This window comes from Bradyrhizobium sp. SZCCHNS1022, assembly GCF_032484835.1.
In the GTDB taxonomy this organism is placed as follows: domain Bacteria; phylum Pseudomonadota; class Alphaproteobacteria; order Rhizobiales; family Xanthobacteraceae; genus Bradyrhizobium.
On record NZ_JAUETT010000007.1, the window covers coordinates 337,671 to 360,000 of the forward strand.

The 22,330-nt window shown below is 63.5% G+C and carries 15 protein-coding genes, 2 tRNA genes, 1 rRNA gene and 1 pseudogene; 9 read left to right on the forward strand and 10 right to left on the reverse strand.

The genetic code is table 11. From position 1 onward, the window contains the following. Positions 1-67: 67 nt before the first annotated feature. Both QX071_RS31850 and metW read left to right on the forward strand, forming a co-directional pair. Positions 68-1,285 carry a homoserine O-acetyltransferase gene (locus QX071_RS31850; RefSeq protein WP_315706405.1) on the forward strand — a complete coding sequence of 406 codons (1,218 nt, stop codon included), beginning with the start codon at positions 68-70 and terminating at the stop codon, positions 1,283-1,285. A gap of 2 nt (positions 1,286-1,287) precedes the next feature. Further along, entirely contained in the window at positions 1,288-1,953 is a 666-nt protein-coding gene (gene metW / locus QX071_RS31855; RefSeq protein WP_315706404.1) for a methionine biosynthesis protein MetW, read from the forward strand. A gap of 947 nt (positions 1,954-2,900) precedes the next feature. Here the strand turns inward: metW and QX071_RS31860 are convergent. Together QX071_RS31860 and QX071_RS31865 are read right to left on the reverse strand one after the other, a co-directional pair. Then, positions 2,901-3,941 (reverse strand): annotated as a pseudogene (locus QX071_RS31860) (acyltransferase family protein); the annotation flags it as partial. Between the two features lie 504 nt (positions 3,942-4,445). Then, positions 4,446-5,312: an alpha/beta hydrolase gene (locus QX071_RS31865; RefSeq protein ID WP_315706402.1), complete on the reverse strand. Its 867-nt coding sequence runs from the start codon at positions 5,310-5,312 to the stop codon at positions 4,446-4,448. Positions 5,313-5,592: 280 nt separating this feature from the next. Here QX071_RS31865 and QX071_RS31870 point away from each other — a divergent pair, with 280 nt between their 5' ends. Continuing rightward, the gene (locus tag QX071_RS31870) at positions 5,593-6,237 is read left to right on the forward strand and encodes a TIGR02594 family protein (RefSeq protein ID WP_315706401.1); all 645 of its coding nucleotides are present in this window, start codon (positions 5,593-5,595) and stop codon (positions 6,235-6,237) included. 172 nt (positions 6,238-6,409) lie between these two features. Here the strand turns inward: QX071_RS31870 and QX071_RS31875 are convergent, their stop codons facing one another. Continuing rightward, positions 6,410-7,195, reverse strand: coding sequence for an MOSC domain-containing protein (locus QX071_RS31875; protein WP_315706400.1), 786 nt, complete (start codon positions 7,193-7,195; stop codon positions 6,410-6,412). Positions 7,196-7,420: 225 nt separating this feature from the next. On the opposite strand from QX071_RS31875, the gene clpB reads away from it, so the two are divergent. The 3 genes from clpB to QX071_RS31890 all read left to right on the forward strand — a co-directional run bounded on the left by clpB (position 7,421) and on the right by QX071_RS31890 (position 12,386). Next, complete coding sequence (gene clpB, locus QX071_RS31880) at positions 7,421-10,060, forward strand: ATP-dependent chaperone ClpB (protein WP_315706399.1); 2,640 nt, start codon at positions 7,421-7,423, stop codon at positions 10,058-10,060. 287 nt (positions 10,061-10,347) lie between these two features. After that, complete coding sequence (locus tag QX071_RS31885) at positions 10,348-11,025, forward strand: response regulator transcription factor (RefSeq protein ID WP_315706398.1); 678 nt, start codon at positions 10,348-10,350, stop codon at positions 11,023-11,025. Continuing rightward, positions 11,022-12,386, forward strand: coding sequence for a HAMP domain-containing sensor histidine kinase (locus tag QX071_RS31890; protein WP_315706397.1), 1,365 nt, complete (start codon positions 11,022-11,024; stop codon positions 12,384-12,386). Before QX071_RS31885 ends, QX071_RS31890 begins: the two co-directional genes overlap by 4 nt. A gap of 7 nt (positions 12,387-12,393) precedes the next feature. Here the strand turns inward: QX071_RS31890 and QX071_RS31895 are convergent, their stop codons facing one another. The 7 genes from QX071_RS31895 to QX071_RS31925 all read right to left on the reverse strand — a co-directional run bounded on the left by QX071_RS31895 (position 12,394) and on the right by QX071_RS31925 (position 19,526). Then, positions 12,394-12,951: a methyltransferase domain-containing protein gene (locus QX071_RS31895; RefSeq protein ID WP_315706396.1), complete on the reverse strand. Its 558-nt coding sequence runs from the start codon at positions 12,949-12,951 to the stop codon at positions 12,394-12,396. A gap of 104 nt (positions 12,952-13,055) precedes the next feature. Next, complete coding sequence (locus tag QX071_RS31900; RefSeq protein ID WP_315706395.1) at positions 13,056-13,718, reverse strand: tetratricopeptide repeat protein; 663 nt, start codon at positions 13,716-13,718, stop codon at positions 13,056-13,058. A gap of 30 nt (positions 13,719-13,748) precedes the next feature. Beyond that, on the reverse strand, positions 13,749-14,528 hold the full coding sequence (locus QX071_RS31905) for an SDR family NAD(P)-dependent oxidoreductase (RefSeq protein WP_315706394.1): 780 nt from the start codon (positions 14,526-14,528) through the stop codon (positions 13,749-13,751). Next, on the reverse strand, positions 14,518-15,189 hold the full coding sequence (locus QX071_RS31910; protein ID WP_315706393.1) for an iron-containing redox enzyme family protein: 672 nt from the start codon (positions 15,187-15,189) through the stop codon (positions 14,518-14,520). Before QX071_RS31910 ends, QX071_RS31905 begins: the two co-directional genes overlap by 11 nt. Next, positions 15,186-16,664 (reverse strand): AMP-binding protein, encoded by a 1,479-nt coding sequence (locus QX071_RS31915; RefSeq protein ID WP_315706392.1) that lies wholly within the window; start codon positions 16,662-16,664, stop codon positions 15,186-15,188. Before QX071_RS31915 ends, QX071_RS31910 begins: the two co-directional genes overlap by 4 nt. Continuing rightward, on the reverse strand, positions 16,648-17,232 hold the full coding sequence (locus QX071_RS31920) for a thermostable hemolysin (RefSeq protein ID WP_315706391.1): 585 nt from the start codon (positions 17,230-17,232) through the stop codon (positions 16,648-16,650). The genes QX071_RS31915 and QX071_RS31920 overlap by 17 nt, the downstream gene beginning before the upstream one ends. Before the next feature lie 284 nt (positions 17,233-17,516). Then, positions 17,517-19,526, reverse strand: coding sequence for a M23 family metallopeptidase (locus QX071_RS31925; RefSeq protein ID WP_315706390.1), 2,010 nt, complete (start codon positions 19,524-19,526; stop codon positions 17,517-17,519). Between the two features lie 871 nt (positions 19,527-20,397). Here QX071_RS31925 and QX071_RS31930 point away from each other — a divergent pair. The 3 genes from QX071_RS31930 (at position 20,398) to QX071_RS31940 (ending at position 22,295) form a co-directional block, all read left to right on the forward strand. Then, positions 20,398-21,886: ribosomal RNA gene (locus QX071_RS31930) — 16S ribosomal RNA — on the forward strand. Between the two features lie 219 nt (positions 21,887-22,105). Continuing rightward, positions 22,106-22,182, forward strand: a tRNA-Ile gene (locus tag QX071_RS31935). Between the two features lie 37 nt (positions 22,183-22,219). After that, positions 22,220-22,295: transfer RNA gene (locus tag QX071_RS31940), tRNA-Ala, on the forward strand. Positions 22,296-22,330: the final 35 nt, after the last annotated feature.

The following is a 22,330-nucleotide window of genomic DNA, read 5'->3' on the forward strand; positions in this document are numbered from 1 at the left end:
CGGGTTTTTTTATGGCCTGATATGTCACGTGGTTCGGGAGCTCCGGCGACCGCCGGGGTCTAGAGACATGACAGGCCTGACGCCCAAATCGAACTCGCCGAAGTCACGACGCGTGATCCCGCCGGAGGAGCGCTCGCACGAGGTCGATCATCCGAACTCGCCGGTTGCAAAGTTCGGCGCCGATCAGCCGCTCCGGCTCGACTGCGGGGTCGATCTCGCGCCGTTCCAGATCGCCTACCAGACCTATGGCGAGCTCAATGCCGACAGATCGAACGCCATCCTGGTCTGCCACGCCCTGACCGGCGATCAGCATGTCGCCAATCGCCATCCGATGACCGGCAAGCCGGGCTGGTGGGAGACGCTGGTCGGCCCGGGCCGTCCACTCGATACCAACCGTTACTTCATCATCTGCTCGAACGTGATCGGCGGCTGCATGGGTTCGACCGGCCCCGCCTCGCTCAATCCGGCGACGGGCAAGGCCTGGGGCCTGGATTTCCCGATCATCACCATTCCGGACATGGTGCGCGCCCAGGCGATGCTGATCGACCATCTCGGCATCGAGACGCTGTTTGCGGTGGTCGGCGGCTCCATGGGCGGCATGCAGGTGCTGCAATGGACTGTGGCCTATCCGACCCGCGTGTTCGCGGCGCTCGCGATCGCCTGCGCTACGCGTCACTCGGCGCAGAATATCGCCTTCCATGAGCTCGGCCGGCAGGCGGTGATGGCCGATCCGGATTGGGATCACGGCCGCTATGCCGACAAGGGCGTTCATCCGCATCGCGGGCTCGCGGTGGCGCGGATGGCCGCGCACATCACTTATTTGTCGGACGCGGCGCTGCATCGCAAGTTCGGTCGCCGCATGCAGGACCGCGACCTGCCGACCTTTTCCTTCGATGCCGATTTCCAGGTCGAGAGCTATCTGCGCTACCAGGGCTCGTCCTTCGTGGAGCGCTTCGATGCCAACGCCTATCTCTATCTGACCCGCGCGATGGACTACTTCGATATCGCCGCCGATCATGATGGCGTGCTGGCCGAAGCTTTCCGCGGCATTCAGACCCGTTTCTGCGTCGTGTCCTTCACCAGCGACTGGCTGTTTCCGACGCCGGAGTCGCGGGCGCTGGTGCATGCGCTCAACGCGTCGAGCGCACGGGTCTCTTTCGCGGAGATCGAAACCGACAAAGGTCATGATGCCTTCCTGCTCGATGTCCCCGAGTTCTTCGACATCGCCCGTGCCTTCCTCGAGTCCGCCGGCAAGGCACGCGGGCTGACCACACCCGGAGTCTGACCATGGCGCTGCAAGAGGTGCTGCCGCTGAACGGCGTTACGGAGCGCGAAGGGCTCGCCTATCGCCCCGACCATCTGCTGATTGCCAAGATGGTCGAGCGCGGCTCCAAGGTGCTCGACATCGGTTGTGGCGACGGCGATCTCCTGCAGTTGCTTGAGAGCCGCGGCATCGACGGTCGCGGCATCGAGCTGTCGCGCGAAGGCGTCAACCACTGCGTGGCGAAGGGGCTTGCGGTGGTGCAGGGCGACGCCGACACCGACCTCGTCGATTATCCCGACGACGCGTTCGACTACGTGATCCTGTCGCAGACCCTGCAGGCGACGCGGCAGCCGAGGACGGTGCTCGAAAATCTCCTGCGCATCGGCCGCCGCGCGATCGTGGCCTTTCCGAATTTCGGCTTCTGGCGGCTGCGCCTGCAGCTTCTGATCGGCGGTCACATGCCGCGTACCGAGAATCTGCCGTTCACCTGGTACGACACGCCGAACATCCATTTCTGCACCATCAAGGACTTCGTGCAGCTCTGCGACGAGATCAACGTCAAGATGGAGCGCGCGGTGGCGCTCGATTCCGACGGCCAGCCGCTGCGGGTCAATATGCCCTGGTGGTTCTGGAACATGTTCGGCGAGCAGGGGATCTTCCTGCTGAGCCGGGCGGGGAAGGGAAGGTAGCCTCCGGCTGCCATTCCGGGGCGAGGCCGTAGGCCCCGAACCCGGAATCTCGAAGTTGTCTGGCGCGCACACCCATTTCGAGATTCCGGGTTCGCGCATTGCATGCGCGCCCCGGAATGACCGGCCTGTTGGCACGATCTGGCTCTTCACATCTCAAACAGCGCGAGGCGTGCGCTCGCATTCTCGCAGCGCGTTACGCCCGAGCTTTGCGAAGCATTCGCCCTCGAAAAGCAAGAGGGCGCAGGAAAGGCCGGGTGTTAGCTCACACCCATGGCCCGCCTGCATCAAAAAAAGCAGGCGGCAGTCACCACAGGTACGAGCCGCACATCCGGCCTTCCCTGCGCGACGGTGTTAACGCTTATACGCGCTCTCCTCGGGGACCGGCATTCTTGCCCCCGTCCGCGTGATGCGAAGCATCATCGCGTCGCGCAACGCTTGCGCGTTGCATGGGCCTCAGCACCGGGAGGCCAGGACCACACGACTTCACGTCCGCGCCGATGTCGTTCGTCCGTGTGAGAGACACACTGCGACACGCCGCGTCCATCGCATCCCGCTTCCGACGTCCGTGACGATCGCGATACGTCCCTCTTGTGGAGGCGGGATGCGCGGAAAGGTGCTCCTAATTTGCCCGACGACACAAGCCTTGATGCCTGCGACATCCTGGCACGACGGGCAATGGCGGCATGACGACCATGCGCAAAATGCCCGCCGGGCAGCAATGTCTCGCCACGCGTCCGGGGCTGTGCGGGATGGGCGAGAGCGAGCAGTTACGGCCGTCGGCGCGCGAAAAAGGTCAGTCACGAACCACTCATGCGGCGGACGGGCAACGCCGCCCGCCATCGGGCAATGGCGGCCATCAGTTTGGTCGTCATGCGAGAGGACAACGCCAAGACCGGCTTTTTCAACCGGAGCGCAGGGAGCTCGATCAGATGCCAGGATAGCGCCGCGATCAGAATCGCAATCAGGGCAGATATGGGAAAGAGCAGCCACCATTCGCGCAGCGGCAGGAACGTCGCAACGAGCGTTTGCTGGATCGGATACGAAAACAGATAGATGCCGTAGGAATAATCTCCGCCCGTCGATGGCAGCCGCTGGGCACCGATCCAAATCATCAGGTAGGTGAGAGCAGGAATGGAGAAGAACGCGTTCTTCGGCCCCAACAGCAGCAAATAGGCAGCTGCGGCCGAGAGCAGCGCGAGTGACGCGTTCAGCTTGATGTGCTCTCGCCAATGAAAGGCGACGACGCCGGTGGCAAAGGAATAGACCAGCAGCGTTGGTCCAAGATAGCCATCGGGCACGAACGCGTCGGTAGCCTGATTCACCACGATCATCGCGACGGTTACGACCAGCCAGAGCAGCGTTGTCAGTTTCCGGCTGTAGGCCGCCCGGCTCACCATCAAGAGCGCCATGAGGGCGTAGCAGAAGAACTCCGGTTTGAGCGTCCATACATTCCCGTTGACGACGCGATCAAGCGGGAGCCCTTCGAACACGCCGGGCAATGTAAATCGAACGCGACCGATGATGTTGCCGAAATAGGAGAAGAAATCCGCATTCGTGAAGTAGTCTCGCAGCGGTCGGGTCGTCAGCAGAGGGCCGAGGATCAAGGCTGAAATCGTAACTTCGACAGCCAATGCAGGCACTATTCGCAGGCTTCGGAAGAGCAGGAAGGTGCCCGTGTCGCGCAATCGGAATGCGCTGCCGGCAACGAGAAATCCGCTCAAGGCAAAGAAGAGCGGCAGCAGCGAAAGCATGACGGCGATGTAGGGCGCGTTCAGCAGCACGCGAGAGCCGGCCATGCCGTAGGACAGCATAAACGAATGCACGAGCACGACCAGAAGCGACAGGCAAAGCCGAAGCGTATCGAACCCCGGAAATGCGCCGCCGTTGAGATCGAGAACCTCCTGCACCGATGGTCCTCGAAAGAGCCGCGCTGGCGAAGGTGGCCGTGGCGTGCTTCGAGGCAAGTCGCCGGCTGCCACGTCGACCATTCCGCATCCCCATTCCTTCCGAGATGCCGTGTTCTGCCTAGCCGCTTTGGCGATCGCTGCAACGCGTTCGCCTGGTCGCCCGATACCCAGCCCTTCGGAGTCTGGGCCTAGCGGTAGCAGGCCCAGATTAATTCAATCTGAAAAGCGTCCGCGAAAGCGCCAGCTCTCGCGGCGTTCCATCGTCGTAAGCCCATTTCAGCTGTTGGTAGCGGCTACTTCGATCAGACTCGTGTATCCCTCCTGTGTTACACAATGCGCTATGTCAGCTCGCAAGTTCCTGACGGCAGGGTATCGGGTGGGCCGCCCTGGCGCCTAATCATGCCCGGTCGAAGCTCTCAATTGAGGGGGCGCCCTCCCTGGCTGAGCTGCGGTTGAGCCTCACGACTGCGCCGGACCCGCAGTCCCCGATGTGACGATGTTTGGCTCACTAAGTCGTCCCGGCGAACCGCGCCGCCGCCCCCCGCAGGCGGTCAGATGCGTACGCCGGAACGAGTGCCCGGCGTCTTACCAACCCGCAATCGACCTTGGATCGCGCTGATTCCAGCGGCCGGCCTCGACGATGGTGATGAAGCGCTCCACCGTCGCGTTGAACAACGCGGGCTCCTCCAGATTCAGGACGTGCCCCGACTTCGGGAAGAATGTCAGTCCCGACGCTCCCAGGTGCTTCTTCAGGAACAGGCTTGGTTCGATGCAGGCGTCGTCCTCGTCGCCGCAGATGATCAGCCCCGGTGTGGCCACTTGTCTGATCGCCTCCGCCATCGTGTAGATCGAAGGACGCCCGCCCTGGAAGCTGCGCATCGTGTTGGCGGAGCCCTTGGCATCATGCCGCGCCAGCGCCGCATAGAAGTCGGCGTGGCCGCGCGGGTCCTTCACCAGGAAGGGAATCCGGCCCGGCGCCTCGCGCGTGATCTTGGCGACCTCCACTGAGCCGAGCGTGTCGAACTGCTCGGCTGTGGCCCGGCATTGCGCGCGAAAGCTCTCCAACTGTTCGAGGCTCGAGCCGGAGCCGACACCGGCGAGCGTCATCGAATGCAGTCGCTGCGGCGCATGCAGCGCGACCTGCAGGGAGGAATAGGCACCCATCGACAGCCCGACGAAATGCGCTTGCGCGATGCCGAGATGATCGAACACGGCTAAGGCATCGGTATAAAAATGTTCATAGGTGTAAGCGGCGGGCGAGGGTGGGATGTCCGACGGCGTATAGCCGCGCGCGGAAAAGACGATGCAGCGATGCGCGCGCGAGAAGTAGCGCATTTGCGGCTCCCAATTGGTGTAGTCGGCCGCGAATTCATGCAGGAACAGGATTGGCGTACCGCTCCCGGCCTCTTCGAAATAGAGACGTACGCCATCCTTGGTCGCCGCGTGGGGCATTGCCGAGCTCCTTCTTGTTTCAGCTTTCAGCGCATCGACCATCGCAGTTCATGCTGAGGGCAGCAATCTGAGGGCAGCAATGCGGATGGGTTCCCCGGTATTCACAAACGGGCTCGCCCGGAATTTCCCTCTGGTTGCCATTGCAGTGCAGCATGTCGTCATGTTTTCGTCACATCCGGCCGTTTAACGAGCCGCTGCTGCTGACTGTGCACACGGGGGCCAGTCAGGGAACAGGGGGTGTCAAGTCAGACTGCCAGGGGGACTAAGAGAAGGATTGAGTATGGTTGTGTCTATCGTTCGCCGGTCGCTTCACGTTGTTGCGCTGGCGGTGTGTTCCGCGGCCTTTGCCGCTTCCGCGACGCCGGCTTCGGCCCGTTCCCATCATGGCTCCGGGCATCATGCCCACCGCAGTCATGGCGGTCATCACTACGCCAAGCATCATATCCGTCACGGCAGATCGTATGCTCGCCTGTCGCGCCGCGTGGCTCGGCTGGAGGTGCGCGGTGTGGATGATGTGCAGGCGAACCAAATGATGTCTGGCACTGCATCCGGCGGCATGGGGTCGTCGGGTGGCTTCGGTGACAGCAGTGTGGTCGCCGAGGCGCGCCGCTATCTCGGCGGCAACCCGACCAGCCGTGCGAGCCTGTGGTGCGCGCGCTTCATGAACATGGTGCTGGAGCGCACCGGACATCATGGTACCGGGTCGGACCTCGCCCGCTCCTTCGCCAGCTACGGCCAGCGCGTGTCAGGGCCGCAGGTCGGCGCCATCGCGGTGATGAGCCGCCACGGCGGCGGTCATGTCGGCGTGGTCTCCGGCATCGACGCGCAGGGTAATCCGATCCTGATCTCCGGCAACAACCGGAACCGGGTGCGCGAGGCGCCGGTGTCGCGCGGCCGGGTCTATGCCTATGTGATGCCGAACTGATAAGTGCTTCGGGCTCTCGCTCGTGTCATTCCGGGGCGCCGCATAGCGGCGAGCCCGGAATCAATTTCACCTCATGCTCCGTAGCACGATGGATTCCGGGTTCAGCCGCTCAACGCGGCTGCCCCGGAATGACCATTGAAAATCGAGATCGGTAGCAGGGCGAAATGCTGCTTCACAACAAGCTCGGCTGTTCGACCGCGAGCGCATCGCCGACACGGATGTCGCCGGGTTCGATGACCTCGGCATAGATGCCGCATTCATTGTTGCCACGATGGCGGACGATCGCGGGCGGAATGTCGAGGTCGCGCGCGGCGGTGTCGGGGTCGACATTGACGGCTGCGCAGCGGGTGATGGTCTTGACCACCTTCAGCCTGGTCGTGCCGATGCGCAGCGTTGCTCCGACGAGGCCAGCCTCATACCAGGCCGGCCAATCCTTGACGTAGAGATTGGCGCGGAAGCGCAGCGGGTTCACGGCTGCGCCGACCATCGCTTCGATCTCTTTCAGGCTTGCCAGATTGATGATCGAGACCACCTTGCGCGCCACGTCGGAGAAGCTGTGGTCGCCGCCGGACATGACCTTCGGCGGGCCGCGTAGTTCCTCGGAGAAGTTGGCGGCGAAGAATGCCTCGATCGCGGCGCGTCCTTCCGACGTCTCCAGGTCGCCCTGCGCGACCACCTCGCCACCCCGCTGGATCGTCAGCAGGTTGGTGGCATCGTCGAACCGAGCCTTCAGGGCCGCCAGGCGCTCGTTGCGCATCAGCATCAGGTAGAACGTCTTCACCTTCCAGGCTGGTTGCGCCGGGTCGAACCCGCTCGGTCCGTTCTCGATGGCGTAGCGGCGGTCGGCGGGCAGGGTTTGGCCGACGCGCAACGGCGCCTGCTGCAGTGGTTCCGGGGTGAGGCCTTTGACCGGGTAGCGGTAGAGGCCGGCGATTTCGGCTGGTGGGTTCACAGGCATCAGCCCTGATAAAAGATTCCCCAGCCGTTCGCTAGCGCACACGAATTTGTGAAGCTGCCTCTTCCGAATCCGGACCTCGCTTCCCACATTTCCGTCAAGCCGGCGACGTGCCGGCGACGCGTCCGCTTGCGAGGTTGACGAGCGTCAACGTCGAGGAGCGAAACCCAGTGAAGATGCCGACAACGTGCTTTCGGGGCGTGAGCGGCAGGCTGAGGGAAACCAGTTATGAATATCGAAAAATATACCGAACGTGCTCGGGGCTTCATCCAATCCGCCCAGTCGCTGGCCGTGCGCGATGGGCACCAGCAGTTCTCGCCCCTGCACCTCCTCAAGGTTCTGCTCGACGACAATGAAGGCTTGGCGGCTGGTCTGATCGATCGCGCCGGCGGCAATTCGCGCGCGATCCTCAAGGCGACCGAGGATGGCCTGAACAAGTTGCCGAAAGTGTCGGGCAGCGGCGCCGGGCAGGTGTACCTGTCGCCCGAACTGGCGCGCGCCTTCGACGCGGCCGAGAAAGCGGCCGAGAAGGCCGGCGACAGTTTTGTCACGGTCGAACGGCTCCTGCTCGGGCTGGCGCTGGAGAAGAACAGCGAGGCCGGCACGATCCTGAGCAAGGGCGGGGTGACGGCGCAGAACCTCAATGCTGCGATCGAGACCTTGCGCAAGGGCCGCACCGCCGATTCGGCGACCGCCGAGAACGCCTATGATGCCCTGAAGAAATATGCCCGCGACCTGACTCAGGCCGCGCGCGACGGCAAGCTCGATCCGGTGATCGGCCGTGACGAGGAGATCCGCCGCACCATTCAAGTGCTGTCCCGCCGCACCAAGAACAATCCCGTGCTGATCGGTGAGCCCGGCGTCGGCAAGACCGCGATCGTCGAAGGCCTGGCGCTGCGCATCATCAACGGCGACGTGCCGGAGAGTCTGAAGGACAAGCGGCTGCTGGCGCTAGATCTCGGCGCGCTGATTGCGGGCGCGAAATATCGCGGCGAGTTCGAAGAGCGGCTGAAGGCCGTGCTGCAGGAAGTCACCGCGGCCGAAGGCAGCTTCATCCTGTTCATCGACGAGATGCATACGCTGATCGGCGCCGGCAAGGCCGACGGTGCGATGGACGCGTCGAACCTGCTCAAGCCGGCGCTGGCGCGCGGCGAACTGCACTGCATCGGCGCCACCACGCTCGACGAGTATCAGAAGCACGTCGAGAAGGATGCGGCGCTGGCGCGGCGTTTCCAGCCGATCTTCGTCTCCGAGCCCTCGGTCGAGGATACGATTTCGATCCTGCGCGGCCTGAAGGACAAATACGAGCAGCACCACGGCGTGCGCATCACCGACTCCGCGCTGGTGGCGTCGGCGACGCTGTCGAACCGCTACATCACCGACCGCTTCCTGCCCGACAAGGCCATCGACCTGATGGACGAGGCGGCGGCGCGGCTGAAGATGCAGGTCGACTCCAAGCCGGAGGAGCTGGATTCGATGGATCGTGAGATCATCCGGCTCAAGATCGAGCAGGAAGCGCTGAAGAAGGAAACCGATCCCGGTTCGAAGAGCCGGCTGCTGACGCTGGAGAAGGAACTCGCCGATCTCTCGGAGAAGTCGGCAGGCCTGACCGCGCGCTGGAGCGCGGAAAAGAACAAGCTCTCGAATGCGCAGAAGCTGAAGAGCGAGCTGGATGCCCTGCGCATCGAACTCGCCAATGCGCAGCGCCGTGGCGAATATCAGCGTGCGGGCGAACTCGCCTATGGCAGCATTCCGGAACTCGAGAAGCGGCTTGCGGACATCGAGGCCAAGGAGAATGCCGGCGAGATGATGGAGGAGGCGGTCACCGCCAACCACATCGCGCAGGTGGTCTCGCGCTGGACCGGTGTTCCCGTCGATAAGATGCTGGAAGGCGAGAAGGACAAGCTGCTGCGGATGGAGGAGAGCCTGGCCAAGCGCGTGGTTGGTCAGGCCGAAGCCGTGCATGCGGTGGCAACCGCCGTGCGCCGCTCGCGCGCAGGCCTGCAGGATCCGAACCGGCCGATGGGCTCGTTCATGTTCTTAGGCCCGACCGGAGTCGGCAAGACCGAGCTGACCAAGGCGCTCGCGGAGTATCTCTTCAACGACGAGACTGCGATGGTCCGCCTCGACATGTCCGAGTACATGGAGAAGCATTCGGTGTCGCGGCTGATCGGCGCGCCTCCCGGCTATGTCGGCTATGACGAGGGCGGGGCGCTGACCGAAGCCGTGCGGCGCCGGCCCTATCAGGTCGTGCTGTTCGACGAGATCGAGAAGGCGCATCCTGATGTGTTCAACGTGCTGCTGCAGGTGCTCGACGACGGCCGCCTGACCGATGGCCAGGGGCGCACCGTCGACTTCCGCAACACGCTGATCATCATGACCAGCAATCTCGGCTCCGAGTTCCTGGTCAACCAGCCGGAGGGAGAGGATACTTCGGAGGTGCGCGATCTGGTGATGGGTACGGTGCGGGCGCATTTCCGCCCCGAATTCCTGAACCGCGTCGACGAGATCATCCTGTTCCATCGGCTGCAGAAGAGCGAGATGGGGCGGATCGTCGAGATTCAGTTCACTCGGCTGCAGAAGCTTCTGGAGGAGCGCAAGATCGAGCTCACCCTCGACGAGGTGGCGCGCGATTGGCTCGCCGTCAAAGGCTGGGATCCGGCCTATGGCGCGCGTCCCTTGAAGCGGGTGATCCAACGTTACTTGCAGGATCCGCTCGCCGAGATGATCCTGGCGGGCGACGTGAAGGACGGCGATCACATGACGATCTCGGCCGAAGGCAATGTGCTGACCTTCAACGGCAAGGTGCCGCACACTGCCGAGATCGCGACTTTCGAGGCGCCGATCCCGAAGCGCAAGCTGAACTGATCCGGGCGCGGCGCGCGCCGACAGCAGGAGGCCGGTGAACCCGACGCCAGGAAGAGCCCGATACTAACAAGTCTGCGCCCCTTACCGCGTGTCGCGGGGAGGGGCGTTTTCGTTAGAATGATGGGTGCAAATGCGACTGATATGCAAATGAATCGCTCGATCAAATCCCCGTGGAAATTTGAATGTGTTCCCCTCATCCGTCGATGCCGCCTCGGATGTGTGTTAGCGACCTGCGCATCGGAACTTCATGCGCATGCCCGGCATGCGCGACGCGGGTCAAAGCGGACGTGCGGATTTTATTTCTGGAAGACAATCGACGCTTGCGCGGGCTGACGACCAACGCGCTGCGCAGCGCCGGCTTTGCCGTCGATCCGTTCGTAACGCTGGGCGACGCCGAGGTCGCATTGCGGACGACCGATTACGACTGCATCGTGCTCGATCTCGGCCTGCCCGATGGCGATGGCATGGATCTGCTCGATTCGCTCCGGCGTCGTGGCGCCTCGACGCCAATCCTGCTGCTGACCGCTCGGGATGACGCGTCGTCCGTCATCAGCGGCCTCAATGGCGGTGCCGACGACTACCTGCGCAAACCGTTCAACCCGGACGAACTGATCGCGCGGGTCCGCGCACTGCTGCGGCGGCCAGGTACGACGTTCCAGAGCGTCCTTCACGATGGCAACATTGCGCTGGACCCGGGCGAACGCCGGGCCAAGGTGAACGGCATCGTGGTGGATCTCACCCGCCGCGAGGTCGGCGCGCTGGAACTCCTGATGCGATGTCGCCCCCGTGTCGTGCCGAAATCCTCGCTGGAGGAGGCGCTCTATGGTTATGGCGAAGAGGTCAGCTCCAACGCCATCGAGGTGCTTATGCATCGTCTGCGCAAGAAGCTCGCGGAGGCCGGCGCGGAGCGGGAGATCTTCACCCTGCGCGGCATCGGCTATCTTCTCTCCGAGCGACGACCTTGAGACATTTGCACCAGGGCCTGTTCGGCCGTCTCGTGCTTGGCCTCGTATTGGTGAGCCTGTGTGCCGTCGGCGTGGCGACGCTATTCCTCTATACGCGCTTCCACGGCCCGCACTCGCTCTTCTATGAAGGCACGCTGCAAGGCTTCGCTGCGGACATCCTCAAGGACGTCACGGATGGCGATGGCAAGCTGAGGGCGCAGGTCAGCGAGGAAACGAGACGCCGGATTGCGGAGGCGGGTGGCCGGTTCATCCTGCTCGATATCGACGGCCAGAAGCTTGCCGGTTCGCCGGAGGTGACCGACCCATTCATTGCCTTCGATCCGACGTCCTTGTCGTACTTCTATTTCCGCCTGCCTGCGAGCGGTACGCAGCCCGAATTGTTTGGCCTCACCGGACGCATTCCGAACATCTCGTCATTCGCCGCCCTGCAGATCGTCTTTCCCTCTGGCGACATCATCTTCGAATCCGTCCTGCACGAATTCATGAAGAAGATCGCCTGGCTCTGGATTCCGTTTCTGGGGCTGTTCCTGCTGACGAACATCGTCGTCGCGCGCCTCGCGTTGCGCCCGCTGGCCCAGGCGGTGGAGCAGGCGAGGGCGATCCAGCCGGGTGGTGTGGCGGTGCTTCTCAGCGAGAAGGGCCTGCCGCACGATCTTCTGGCGCTGGTGCGGACGGTCAACGAGGCGTTCATCCGGCTGCGGCAGGCCTATCAGTTGCAGGAGGAGTTCGTCGCCGACGTGGCGCACGAATTGCGGACCCCGCTCTCGGTCATGAAGGCGCAGCTCGCGGCGCTTGACGTGCCCCAGGCCCGGCTGCTGGAGACCGATTTGGGCGGCATGGAGCGCCTGGTCGAGCAGATGCTCGACCGCGCCCGGCTCGGCCGCTTCCGTATCGAGCCTGGCGACGTGGTCGATCTGCGCGACGTGGCGCGCGAGACGGCGGCCTTTCTCGCCCCTCAGATCGTCGCCCGCGGCCGTCTGATCGAAGTTGTTGCCGGCGATCAGCCCGTGATCGTGTCCGGGGGGCGCGACGACATCTTCCGCGCTGTCCGCAATCTCATTGAGAACGCGCTGGAGCATTCGCCGGCGAACGGCACGATCTCGGTCGAGATTACAAATGTGCCGGCAATCGCCGTCCGCGATTGCGGGCCGGGATTTCCGGCGCAGGTGCTGGACGCCGAATGGCGTAGAAGCGGGCTCGTGCGCAGCGACCGGCGCGACGGTGCGGGCCTGGGCCTATCGATCGTCGAGCGGACCATGCTCGCCCATGGCGGTGAACTCAATCTGTCGAACGCACCGGGCGGTGGATGCGCCGAGATGCGATTTCCCCCAGCGAAGAAGCTGATTGCTCACGTGAGCTGACGGGTCGTCAGGCCGAAGCAATCGCAACCAGACCCCATGCTCCGAATGGAAGGCGGTGCCGCTCGATCCGGATCCTGTCTGCCGCGAAGCCTCCGGCCCGGAGCAACTGCTGGAGGCTGAACGCATCATAGGTCTTGTGCGTCTGCGGTCCCGCGAACGGCCAGTGGGCCATGGTCGCGCGATCGGTCACATAGAGAACGGCCCGGCCGCCTGGCGCGAGCACGCGACGGATTTCGGACGCGGCATCACCACGCGAATCGAAGAAGTAGGCCACGTTGACGGCGAGCACGCGGTCGAAGCTGGCCGCCGCCCAGGGCAGGTCGCTGGCCTCGCCAATGCCAAGGGCGACGCGTCCCTCGGCGATGGCTTTTCGGTTGCGCCGCGACGCTTGCGCAAGCATCGCCGACGCCGCGTCGAGGCCGATGATGCGGCCGGCAGATACTTGCACTGCGAGGGCGGCAATGCCCTCGCCGGGGCCGAAGCCGATCTCAAGGACCCGGTCGGATCGCTGGGGAGCCAGGGCTTCGAGCGCCAAGCGGTATGGCGCCCGGTTGATCTGGGCCATCAAGCGGCCGACCAGAAGCCCGGTGAGGCCCTTGGGGCGGGCGAGCTGACGGCCGAAGCGATGCCACAGTCCGCCGCCGCTCCGGCTCGCATTCTCTGCTGCGGTCATTGCTTGGCCCTGATGTCATCGAGCTTCTCCTTGATGACGATCCGGCGGTTCTTGTCCCAGAGCGGCCGGTCGGGATGCGCTGGAATCGAGAGAGCGTGCATGAAAGCGTCGCGCGCCCGCGCATATTCGCCCCGCGACACCAGGAAGTCGCCATAGAAATACCAGGCATCGAGCCCGTTCGGTGCCGAAGCGGTCGCCTGCTCCAGAAGGGTGCGCGCCTTGCTGTTGTCGCCGAAGCCGACCGGAAAACCGGGTACGCGGTAGTACAGCACGCCGAGGCTCGTCGGTGCGCCGCCATCGAGCGCGGTTGGGCTCATCTTGTACGCCTTCTCCAGCGTATCGCGAGCCCGGTTGGCGAGCGACAGTGCCGAGAAGGCGCTGTACATGGAGGCTCGTTCGCTGGTGACGATACCGTCCCAGATCTGCGCTTCGACGCGGTCGGGATATTTTGCCGCCAGCGCGTCGACCTCCGACCCGAGCGCGTCCATCTGGCGCGTCTGCTCGTCGCCTTCCGGCACGGTGAACTTGATGGTTTCCCATCGCGTCTGGATCTGCCGGATCGATGTCATCAATGGATCCTCGGCTGCGTGGGCAGGCGCCGCGGTGATCGACGTGGCGAGCATGATCCAATAAGCGAGGTTGTGCAGTCGGGCACGCATGAGTTGGCCTTCTCGTAGTTGTTCAGGAGATTAGACGGCGGAGCGCGCCGTGGTGCGGGCAAGGGCGCGGTCGATGAGCCGAGGGGCAAGGCGCTGGATCAGCACGAACAGGCGCTCAGCCCCGCGCGGATAGATGTCGTCCCGCCCGGCTTCCACGCCGCGCCAGATCGCGGCTGCGACGCGGGCCGGGTCGTCGAGCTGCATGCCGTTCGCGGTGATCAGGTCCTGGAAGGCGGCGGCCGCGTCCGTCTGCGTCGCACGGGGAGCCGCATAGGTCACACCGATGCCGAGCTGGCGCCATTCGCGGCGCAGGGCGCTGGAAAAGCCGCGCAGTGCGAATTTCGACGCCGAGTAGGCGGCGAACCCGGGATAGGCGATATCGCCGAACATCGATCCGACATTCACCACGCGTGACGGTCGGGCCCTTGCCAACAGCCCCGCGAGATCGCGCGTCAGTGCCATCGGCGCAATGACGTTGGTGCGGAACGTCTGCTCCATGGCATGGTCGTCGAGATGAGTGACGGCTCCGCCAGCCACGATCCCGGCATTATTGACCAGCACGTCGAGGTGACCCCAGGCGCTGCTCAACCGCGTCACGATCCGCGCCCGGTGCGCCGGCACGGTGAGGTCCGCTTCGATCACCAGCGGGTCGCAGCTGCTCACCAATGAGGTTGCGGTCTCCTTCAGGGCCTCGTAGCGGCGGCCGCACAAGGCGAGCTTCATGCCGCGCCGTGCCGCCTCGACGGCGAGAGCCCGGCCGATGCCGGACCCGCCCCCTGTGATCAGGACGCATTTGCCGTCAAGCTGCATGGCTGAGTTCCGGACGGGCGCCAAGATCACGGAAGATGTCGCCATAGAGGCGATAGAACATCTTCGAATGATCGATGATGATGGCCTGCGCGATCGGATCCTCGATGCGGTCGACGACTTTTCGGAAGAAAGCCACGTGCTCCTGATCGAGACTGCCGTGCGAGGTCAGATAGGAGAAGCCGGCACCGCCGCCCTCCACCGCGAAGCTTTGCCGCAGCGTCGCGGCGAGCTGATCGGCGAGCAGCACCGAGATTCCTTCGAGAACGTGGACGCTGCCGAGCATCGCATAAGGGCTCACATGCTCGATGGCGTGATAGGCAAAGGCGACCATCACGCGACAGGCCGCGCCCGGCTGGCCGTTGTGCACAGCCTCGGCGTCGCCGCCCATCGCTTTGATGTCGTCGAGGATCCATTTCTCGTGGCCGCGCTCCTCTTCCATGTATTCGACGAGCGCGTCCTGATAGCGTTCGTCGGTGGTCCGCGAAGCCGCGAGCGCGAGCAGCGGGAAGGTGTGCTTCACGTGATGATAGGCTTCCGCGAGGAAGGCGACATAGAGGCTCTTGGGCGCACCGTAGCGTGGTGCGTTCTGGATGAGGGGGATAGCGAGGAACTGCTCACGTGCGGCGGCAGTTGCGCTGGTCAGACGCTCATGAAAGCTCATGGTTCGGTCCTTTCTTCTGAGCTGAGGGGGGAGGGGGTGGACAGGGTGGCCAGAAGGTCGCGCGCGACGCGCCGCCGGATCCGGCCGTTGTCGGTGAGGAGCCCGGCATCCTTTGCGTCAGCGAGGCTGATCACCTCGACGCGTAGCGGTCGCGCATAGGCGGGCAGTGCGGCACAGAGGCCGGCGATGCGTGCCTGGACGACGTCCGTGCCGGCCGACGCAAACCATCCCGCCGCCTGGGGTGTGGCAACGATGAGCGCGGCGAGACCGGCTTCGGCCGCTGCAACGGCACAGAAGGCGATGCTCGGGTCCTGGAGCAGCGTGGTTTCGACCCATTCAGGACTGATGTTGCGTCCGAGCGCGGTGACGATGAGATTGTCGCGCCGACCGAAAATGGTCAGCCGCCCCTGATCGTCCAGGGCGCCGAGATCGCCGGTCGGCCAGGGCCGCGGCGACGGGCCGCCGCTCAGATAGCCATCGGTCACGCAGGGACCGTCGACATGGACTTCGCCGTCATGGATCGCGACCGAGAGCCCGGGGAGCGGTTGTCCGACGGTGCCGCCGACGCGCTGGCCGGGTCGGTTCAGGGCCACCACCGAGCAGCATTCCGAAAGCCCATATCCTTCGTGGACGGGAATCCCGAACTGCCAAGCGGCCTCCGCCACCGCGACCGGCACTGCGGCGCCGCCAACGGCGACGAAGCGCAGGCTGTCTGGTGCACGGCGCCTGAGAGCTGCGAGCTCGGCGACCCAAAGTCGCAGCAGCTCCGGAACCAGCACGCCCGTGGTCGGGCGGTGCTGCGCGAACGACTCGGCAATGCCGGACGGAGCGCCGCGTCCAATCGCCTCGGCGACCGCGGTGTCGAAGTGCACGCGCCCGCCGACCAGTGCAGGAACGAAGATGGCGCAGATGGTCTCGAGCAGAAGCGATAGCGGCAGCAGGGACAGATACGAATCGGATTCGGTTGCATCGATCGCTCGGGCAAGTGCGGCTGCGGACCAGCCGATCTGGCCGCTCTCGTGCCGGACCCCCTTCGGCTGGCCGGAGCTTCCCGACGTGTAGATGATGGCGCCGAAGCCGGGCTCGAAGGCGGGAATAGCTGCCTCAGCGCCGTTCGAGGTGGCCTGCATTCGCGGCAGCCCTGCAGGCAAGGCATCGGTGTCGGTTGCCCCGGTGAGGACCAAGTCGATCCCTGCGTCACGCACGATGTGCTCGAGCTGCTGGGGGCTGAAGAAGGTCGGCAGCGGCACGGTGATTCGGCCGGCCGCAACGCAGGCCAGCTGCGCGATGGCCTGATCGCAGCTATTCGGCATCAGAAGTCCAACGGTGCGCGCTGCCTTCGGGAGGCGGGCGGCGAGCCGCGCCGCCTCACTCAGCAGGTTGGACCGCGTCAGCATCCTCTCGGAATCGCTGCACGCGATTCGTGCTGGATCACGCCCTGCATGGGCCACGACCGTCTCAAAAAAGGTGCGCATGGTGAGCCTCCGCAGCGCTGGATGCACGGGTGCGGAGCAGGCCGTCATCGTATACGCCGTAGACCTTCGGCTCGGTCTCGTAATAGCGGCCCCATGCCGACGGATCGGCCACGCGATCCGAGGTGGCGTCGGCCAGGTAGATCGGTGCGAGGTGAAGCCGCGTGAGCAGCAGGTTGAGGCGGCGCGTCAGCGTGAAGAACGACCATGAGAGGCCGCGCTCCGTTCCGAACGTGATGATGTCGTTGATGAAGGCAGCGATCTCGCGCGGCGAGCGACTGGCCAGCGTCGTGACCTCGTAGATGTCGCCGCGATTGACGCTGCACCCGGCGGCGCGCGACAGGGCCGTCTCGACCGGATCGGAGAGATATCGCTCGGAGAAGAAACCTTCCTCGGCGAGCCGAAGGCCGGCCACGCATGAGATCTGTCCGCCGGGCCCGAACCGGCAGATCAACCGGTTGGCGAAATCGGTGACCTTGGCACCGTACTCGCGACGGTAGACGTCCCGGACGAACGCTTCTGCCTCGGACCGCTGAGGATCGCAGCGCTCGACGACATGCACGGTTTCCATTTCCGCTCGCTCTTCATTGAAGATGGCGCGGAACAGACAAAGCTCAGCTTTCGTCAGACTTACGTGATCGGGGAAAGATCGCGGAAATTGTTTGGCGAATTTGCGGCGGCCTGGAGTGGAGGAAGTATGCAGGTCGCCGACGAGGGAGGCGATGAATGCCCGGCTCGACCGCGTTACGGTTGGTATTTCGGCCTCATCAGCCGCCTATCCCGCGTGCTGTCGACCGGATGGCCAGTGATTGCGGCTGAGCCCCGGCACCCACCGGTGCGGAAGGGCAATGGACGCTACCTGTTGCTCACCTGCTGCATCTGCAATGGGCCGGCATCCGAGAGGCGGGAGCCACCGTTGCGGCCGGCCATCATCTGGTCGACGCGGTCGCGCTCCTTCTCGAAATTCGCCATCAGCGTTCCTTCGAGCGAACGGCCGCGCGGCAGCTTCACCCGCATCGGGTCGACGAAGCGGCCGTTGACCAGGATCTCGTAGTGCACGTGCGGGCCGGTCGACATGCCGGTGGATCCGACGAAGCCGATTACCTGGCCCTGGCGCACCCGCTTGCCCTGCTCCATGCCCTTGGCGAAGGCCGACATGTGGCCATAGGCGGTCTCATAGCCGTTGTTGTGCTTGATGCGGATATATTTGCCGTAGCCGCCCTCGAGGCCGGCCGTCTCGATCACGCCGTTGCCGGCGGCGAAGATCGGCGTGCCGTAGGCGGTGGCCCAGTCGACGCCGGTGTGCATCTTCACATAGCCGAGGATCGGATGGCGGCGGCCGCCGAAGCCGGAGCGCATGATGGCGTTGTTGACCGGCTTGCGCACCAGGAACTTCTTCGCGCTCTTGCCGGTCTCGTCATAGTAGTCGACCACGCCGTCGTCAGGGGTGATGAACTTGTAATACTTCTTGGTCTCGCCCCCGACGGTGAGGGAGGCGAAGAGCACGTCGCCTTTGTCAGGGGTCTTTTCGTCGTCGTCGCCGGAATAGAACACGTCGAAGGAATCGCCGGGCTGGACCTTGCGCTGGAAGTCGACGTCGTAGGAGTAGATTCGGATCATCTCGTCGATGACCGGGTTCGGCACCTTGTTGCGCAACGCGGTCTCATAAATGCTCTGATAGAGCCGGACGCCCGAGCCGTCGTCCTCCTCGTCATTGGTGCTCTCGGCCGTATCGGTCACCGTGTTCATGCTCTGCACGTCCACGGCGACATATTTGCCGAGGTCGGACAGCGCAGCCACGGCCTCGACCACCGTATCGTTAGCGACGATCACGCGGAACGGCTGCAGCCGGGCGCCAGGCGCGGGACTGGAGGGACCCATCAGGATCCGCACCTTCTCGCCTTCCTTCAAACCGCCGTCGCGGCCACGCGGCCCCAGTGTCGCGGCGATGGTTTTCGCCTCGTCGGGCGTCGCTCCCTGGTCGCGCAGGATCGATGTGACCGTGTCGCCCTTCTTGACCAGATGGATGCGCTCGCCGATCGGATTACCGCCGGTGATCTGCTCCTTGGTCTTCGGCAGCAGGGTGACGTTTTCCGGCACGATGCGGGTCTCGAAGCCGGCATAGGGGTCGGGAACGCTGCCGTCGCTGGCATAGGCCAATTTCAGGTCACCCTGGGCGCCGGTCGCATCCGCCGCCGCATTGGCGAGGGCGGCGTAGCGGACGCCGCCGCCATTGCCGCGCCAATTGGCGGTGTCGCGGACGCGCATCATGATTTCATCGAGCGGCACGACGGCGGCGATCTTGGCCTTCGGCAGGACGGCGGCAAGATCCTTGGTCACGAAGGAGACCTCGGCGTCGGGCTCGACCGCTTCCGGATTGTTCGGATCCGCAGCGGTTCCGTTCGCGTTCGAATCGGCATCGCTCAACAGGCGCTGGGCGTTGAAGGGCGGGATCTTGGCCGACAGATCGCTGGTCGCCATCGCGAGGTTGCCGGAGACGCGCACGAACGGCCGAACCTTGACGACGTCGCGGGCGCCGACCCGGGTCACCGTCGAGACGCGGACCACGCTGCGGGCTGCGGCGGCCTCGCTCGGCGGCGGCAGCCGGTCGCTCTTGCGCAGCGTCGTAACCCGGTCGCCGCCGCCAAAGGCGCCCCGCAAGGCGGTTTCGACCCGTTCCGGCATGCGCGCGAACGTCAGCTCACCATCAAGGGAGGCGAAAACGGCGCCGCCGATCAGGGCCGCGCCGCAAAGCCCGGTCAGGATCGTGCCTGAAAACCATTGGACGGAAACCCGGCGGCGATCGATCACCGCTGCTTCGGAGCCGTCGACCGACAGCGGCGGTTCATGACCGAGATCGATCATGCCGATCTCGCGCCCATGCCCCCCGCGTGACGTCCGATGGTTCAACCGCTCGTCCCCCAAATTCACCGCCCGACACCGAACATCCCAAGCTGAGCCTCGTCAGCTGCAGCGGCCGGCCTCCGCACCGTTCAACAGAAACGGCTCAAGATGATGGCATGCTGCAGGTGGTCCGGGATTCTGGCGCTTCAGAAGCCGGAAACACGAACCATGAGGCTTGTTCAGGATCTCTCGATGTTGTCTCGGCCGTCAGGATCAGGCGAAGGGCTCGCCATTTCCTTGAGATAGACCACCGGCAGTCCCCGCTGGCGCCGGTGAATCAAGTACATATTAACAAATCGTCGCAGGATTGTGGCCCAAGTGCGGCGCCGCGCCGGGAGACCACGGCAAAACGACACGGCGTCGGGCGGCCTGAAGAAAAATGATTCGATGCGACGATTTGTTGACATTGGTCGTTGACACCCGGATCGGACCCCCCTATAAGCACGACCACTGAGCGCGGCGCTGCTTCGGAACTGACCGGGGCAAGCACTCGCGCCCGTTCTGCTCCTCACTTTTGATGAGTGGTGCACAACCGGTAGAACCCGGTTGCCCATCGTCGTCGAATAAGGTTGAGCGACCCTCCTTCGCGGAGGTGGAACTTCGGTTCCAGGCTGTTTGACAAGTGAAGATGAAGAAAGAGAAACGTGGACGGCGGAGTCCTTGCGGGTCTTGGGGTTGAGAGCTTCGGCTTTTGGTTCTGAGATCGGACGAGAAGACTTCGGCGGACAATGTTTCAAAGGTAACACCATGATCATTTGCGCTGTGAAGCGTGGGTGATTGATAGGTGGGACCTCGTCAAACGTTGTGATCAGCCGGTTCAAAGCTTCAAGTTCAACTTGAGAGTTTGATCCTGGCTCAGAGCGAACGCTGGCGGCAGGCTTAACACATGCAAGTCGAGCGGGCGTAGCAATACGTCAGCGGCAGACGGGTGAGTAACGCGTGGGAACGTACCTTTTGGTTCGGAACAACACAGGGAAACTTGTGCTAATACCGGATAAGCCCTTACGGGGAAAGATTTATCGCCGAAAGATCGGCCCGCGTCTGATTAGCTAGTTGGTGGGGTAAAGGCCCACCAAGGCGACGATCAGTAGCTGGTCTGAGAGGATGATCAGCCACATTGGGACTGAGACACGGCCCAAACTCCTACGGGAGGCAGCAGTGGGGAATATTGGACAATGGGCGCAAGCCTGATCCAGCCATGCCGCGTGAGTGATGAAGGCCCTAGGGTTGTAAAGCTCTTTTGTGCGGGAAGATAATGACGGTACCGCAAGAATAAGCCCCGGCTAACTTCGTGCCAGCAGCCGCGGTAATACGAAGGGGGCTAGCGTTGCTCGGAATCACTGGGCGTAAAGGGTGCGTAGGCGGGTCTTTAAGTCAGGGGTGAAATCCTGGAGCTCAACTCCAGAACTGCCTTTGATACTGAAGATCTTGAGTTCGGGAGAGGTGAGTGGAACTGCGAGTGTAGAGGTGAAATTCGTAGATATTCGCAAGAACACCAGTGGCGAAGGCGGCTCACTGGCCCGATACTGACGCTGAGGCACGAAAGCGTGGGGAGCAAACAGGATTAGATACCCTGGTAGTCCACGCCGTAAACGATGAATGCCAGCCGTTGGTGGGTTTACTCACCAGTGGCGCAGCTAACGCTTTAAGCATTCCGCCTGGGGAGTACGGTCGCAAGATTAAAACTCAAAGGAATTGACGGGGGCCCGCACAAGCGGTGGAGCATGTGGTTTAATTCGACGCAACGCGCAGAACCTTACCAGCCCTTGACATGTCTGGGACCGGTCGCAGAGATGTGACCTTCTCTTCGGAGCCCGGAACACAGGTGCTGCATGGCTGTCGTCAGCTCGTGTCGTGAGATGTTGGGTTAAGTCCCGCAACGAGCGCAACCCCCGTCCTTAGTTGCTACCATTTAGTTGAGCACTCTAAGGAGACTGCCGGTGATAAGCCGCGAGGAAGGTGGGGATGACGTCAAGTCCTCATGGCCCTTACGGGCTGGGCTACACACGTGCTACAATGGCGGTGACAGTGGGAAGCTAAGGGGCAACCCTTCGCAAATCTCAAAAAGCCGTCTCAGTTCGGATTGGGCTCTGCAACTCGAGCCCATGAAGTTGGAATCGCTAGTAATCGTGGATCAGCACGCCACGGTGAATACGTTCCCGGGCCTTGTACACACCGCCCGTCACACCATGGGAGTTGGCTTTACCTGAAGGCGGTGCGCTAACCAGCAATGGAGGCAGCCGACCACGGTAGGGTCAGCGACTGGGGTGAAGTCGTAACAAGGTAGCCGTAGGGGAACCTGCGGCTGGATCACCTCCTTTCTAAGGATGATCCTTCAGTGAACATCACGTTCACTATCGGATCGTTTTAGAAACATTCAGGGGCCATCACGATCGCCAGATCCTGATGAGCTCCATTGGCGGGATTTCGCCGTCTTCGTTTCTCTTTCTTCGCGGACGAACACGCGCCAGGGGCTGAGCGCAACGATCGGGCGCGACAGCGTCGTGGATCGCGGCACCGCAGGCCTCGTTAAGCGTTAAGGGCTTGTAGCTCAGTTGGTTAGAGCGCGCGCTTGATAAGCGTGAGGTCGGAAGTTCAAGTCTTCCCAGGCCCACCACTTTTCTGGCGCAGCATGGCATTCGTCTTCTGGTTACGGGGCCATAGCTCAGCTGGGAGAGCGCGTGCTTTGCAAGCATGAGGTCGTCGGTTCGATCCCGTCTGGCTCCACCAGATGGTTTGATTGCCGGTCGGCAGCTTGAGAGAGC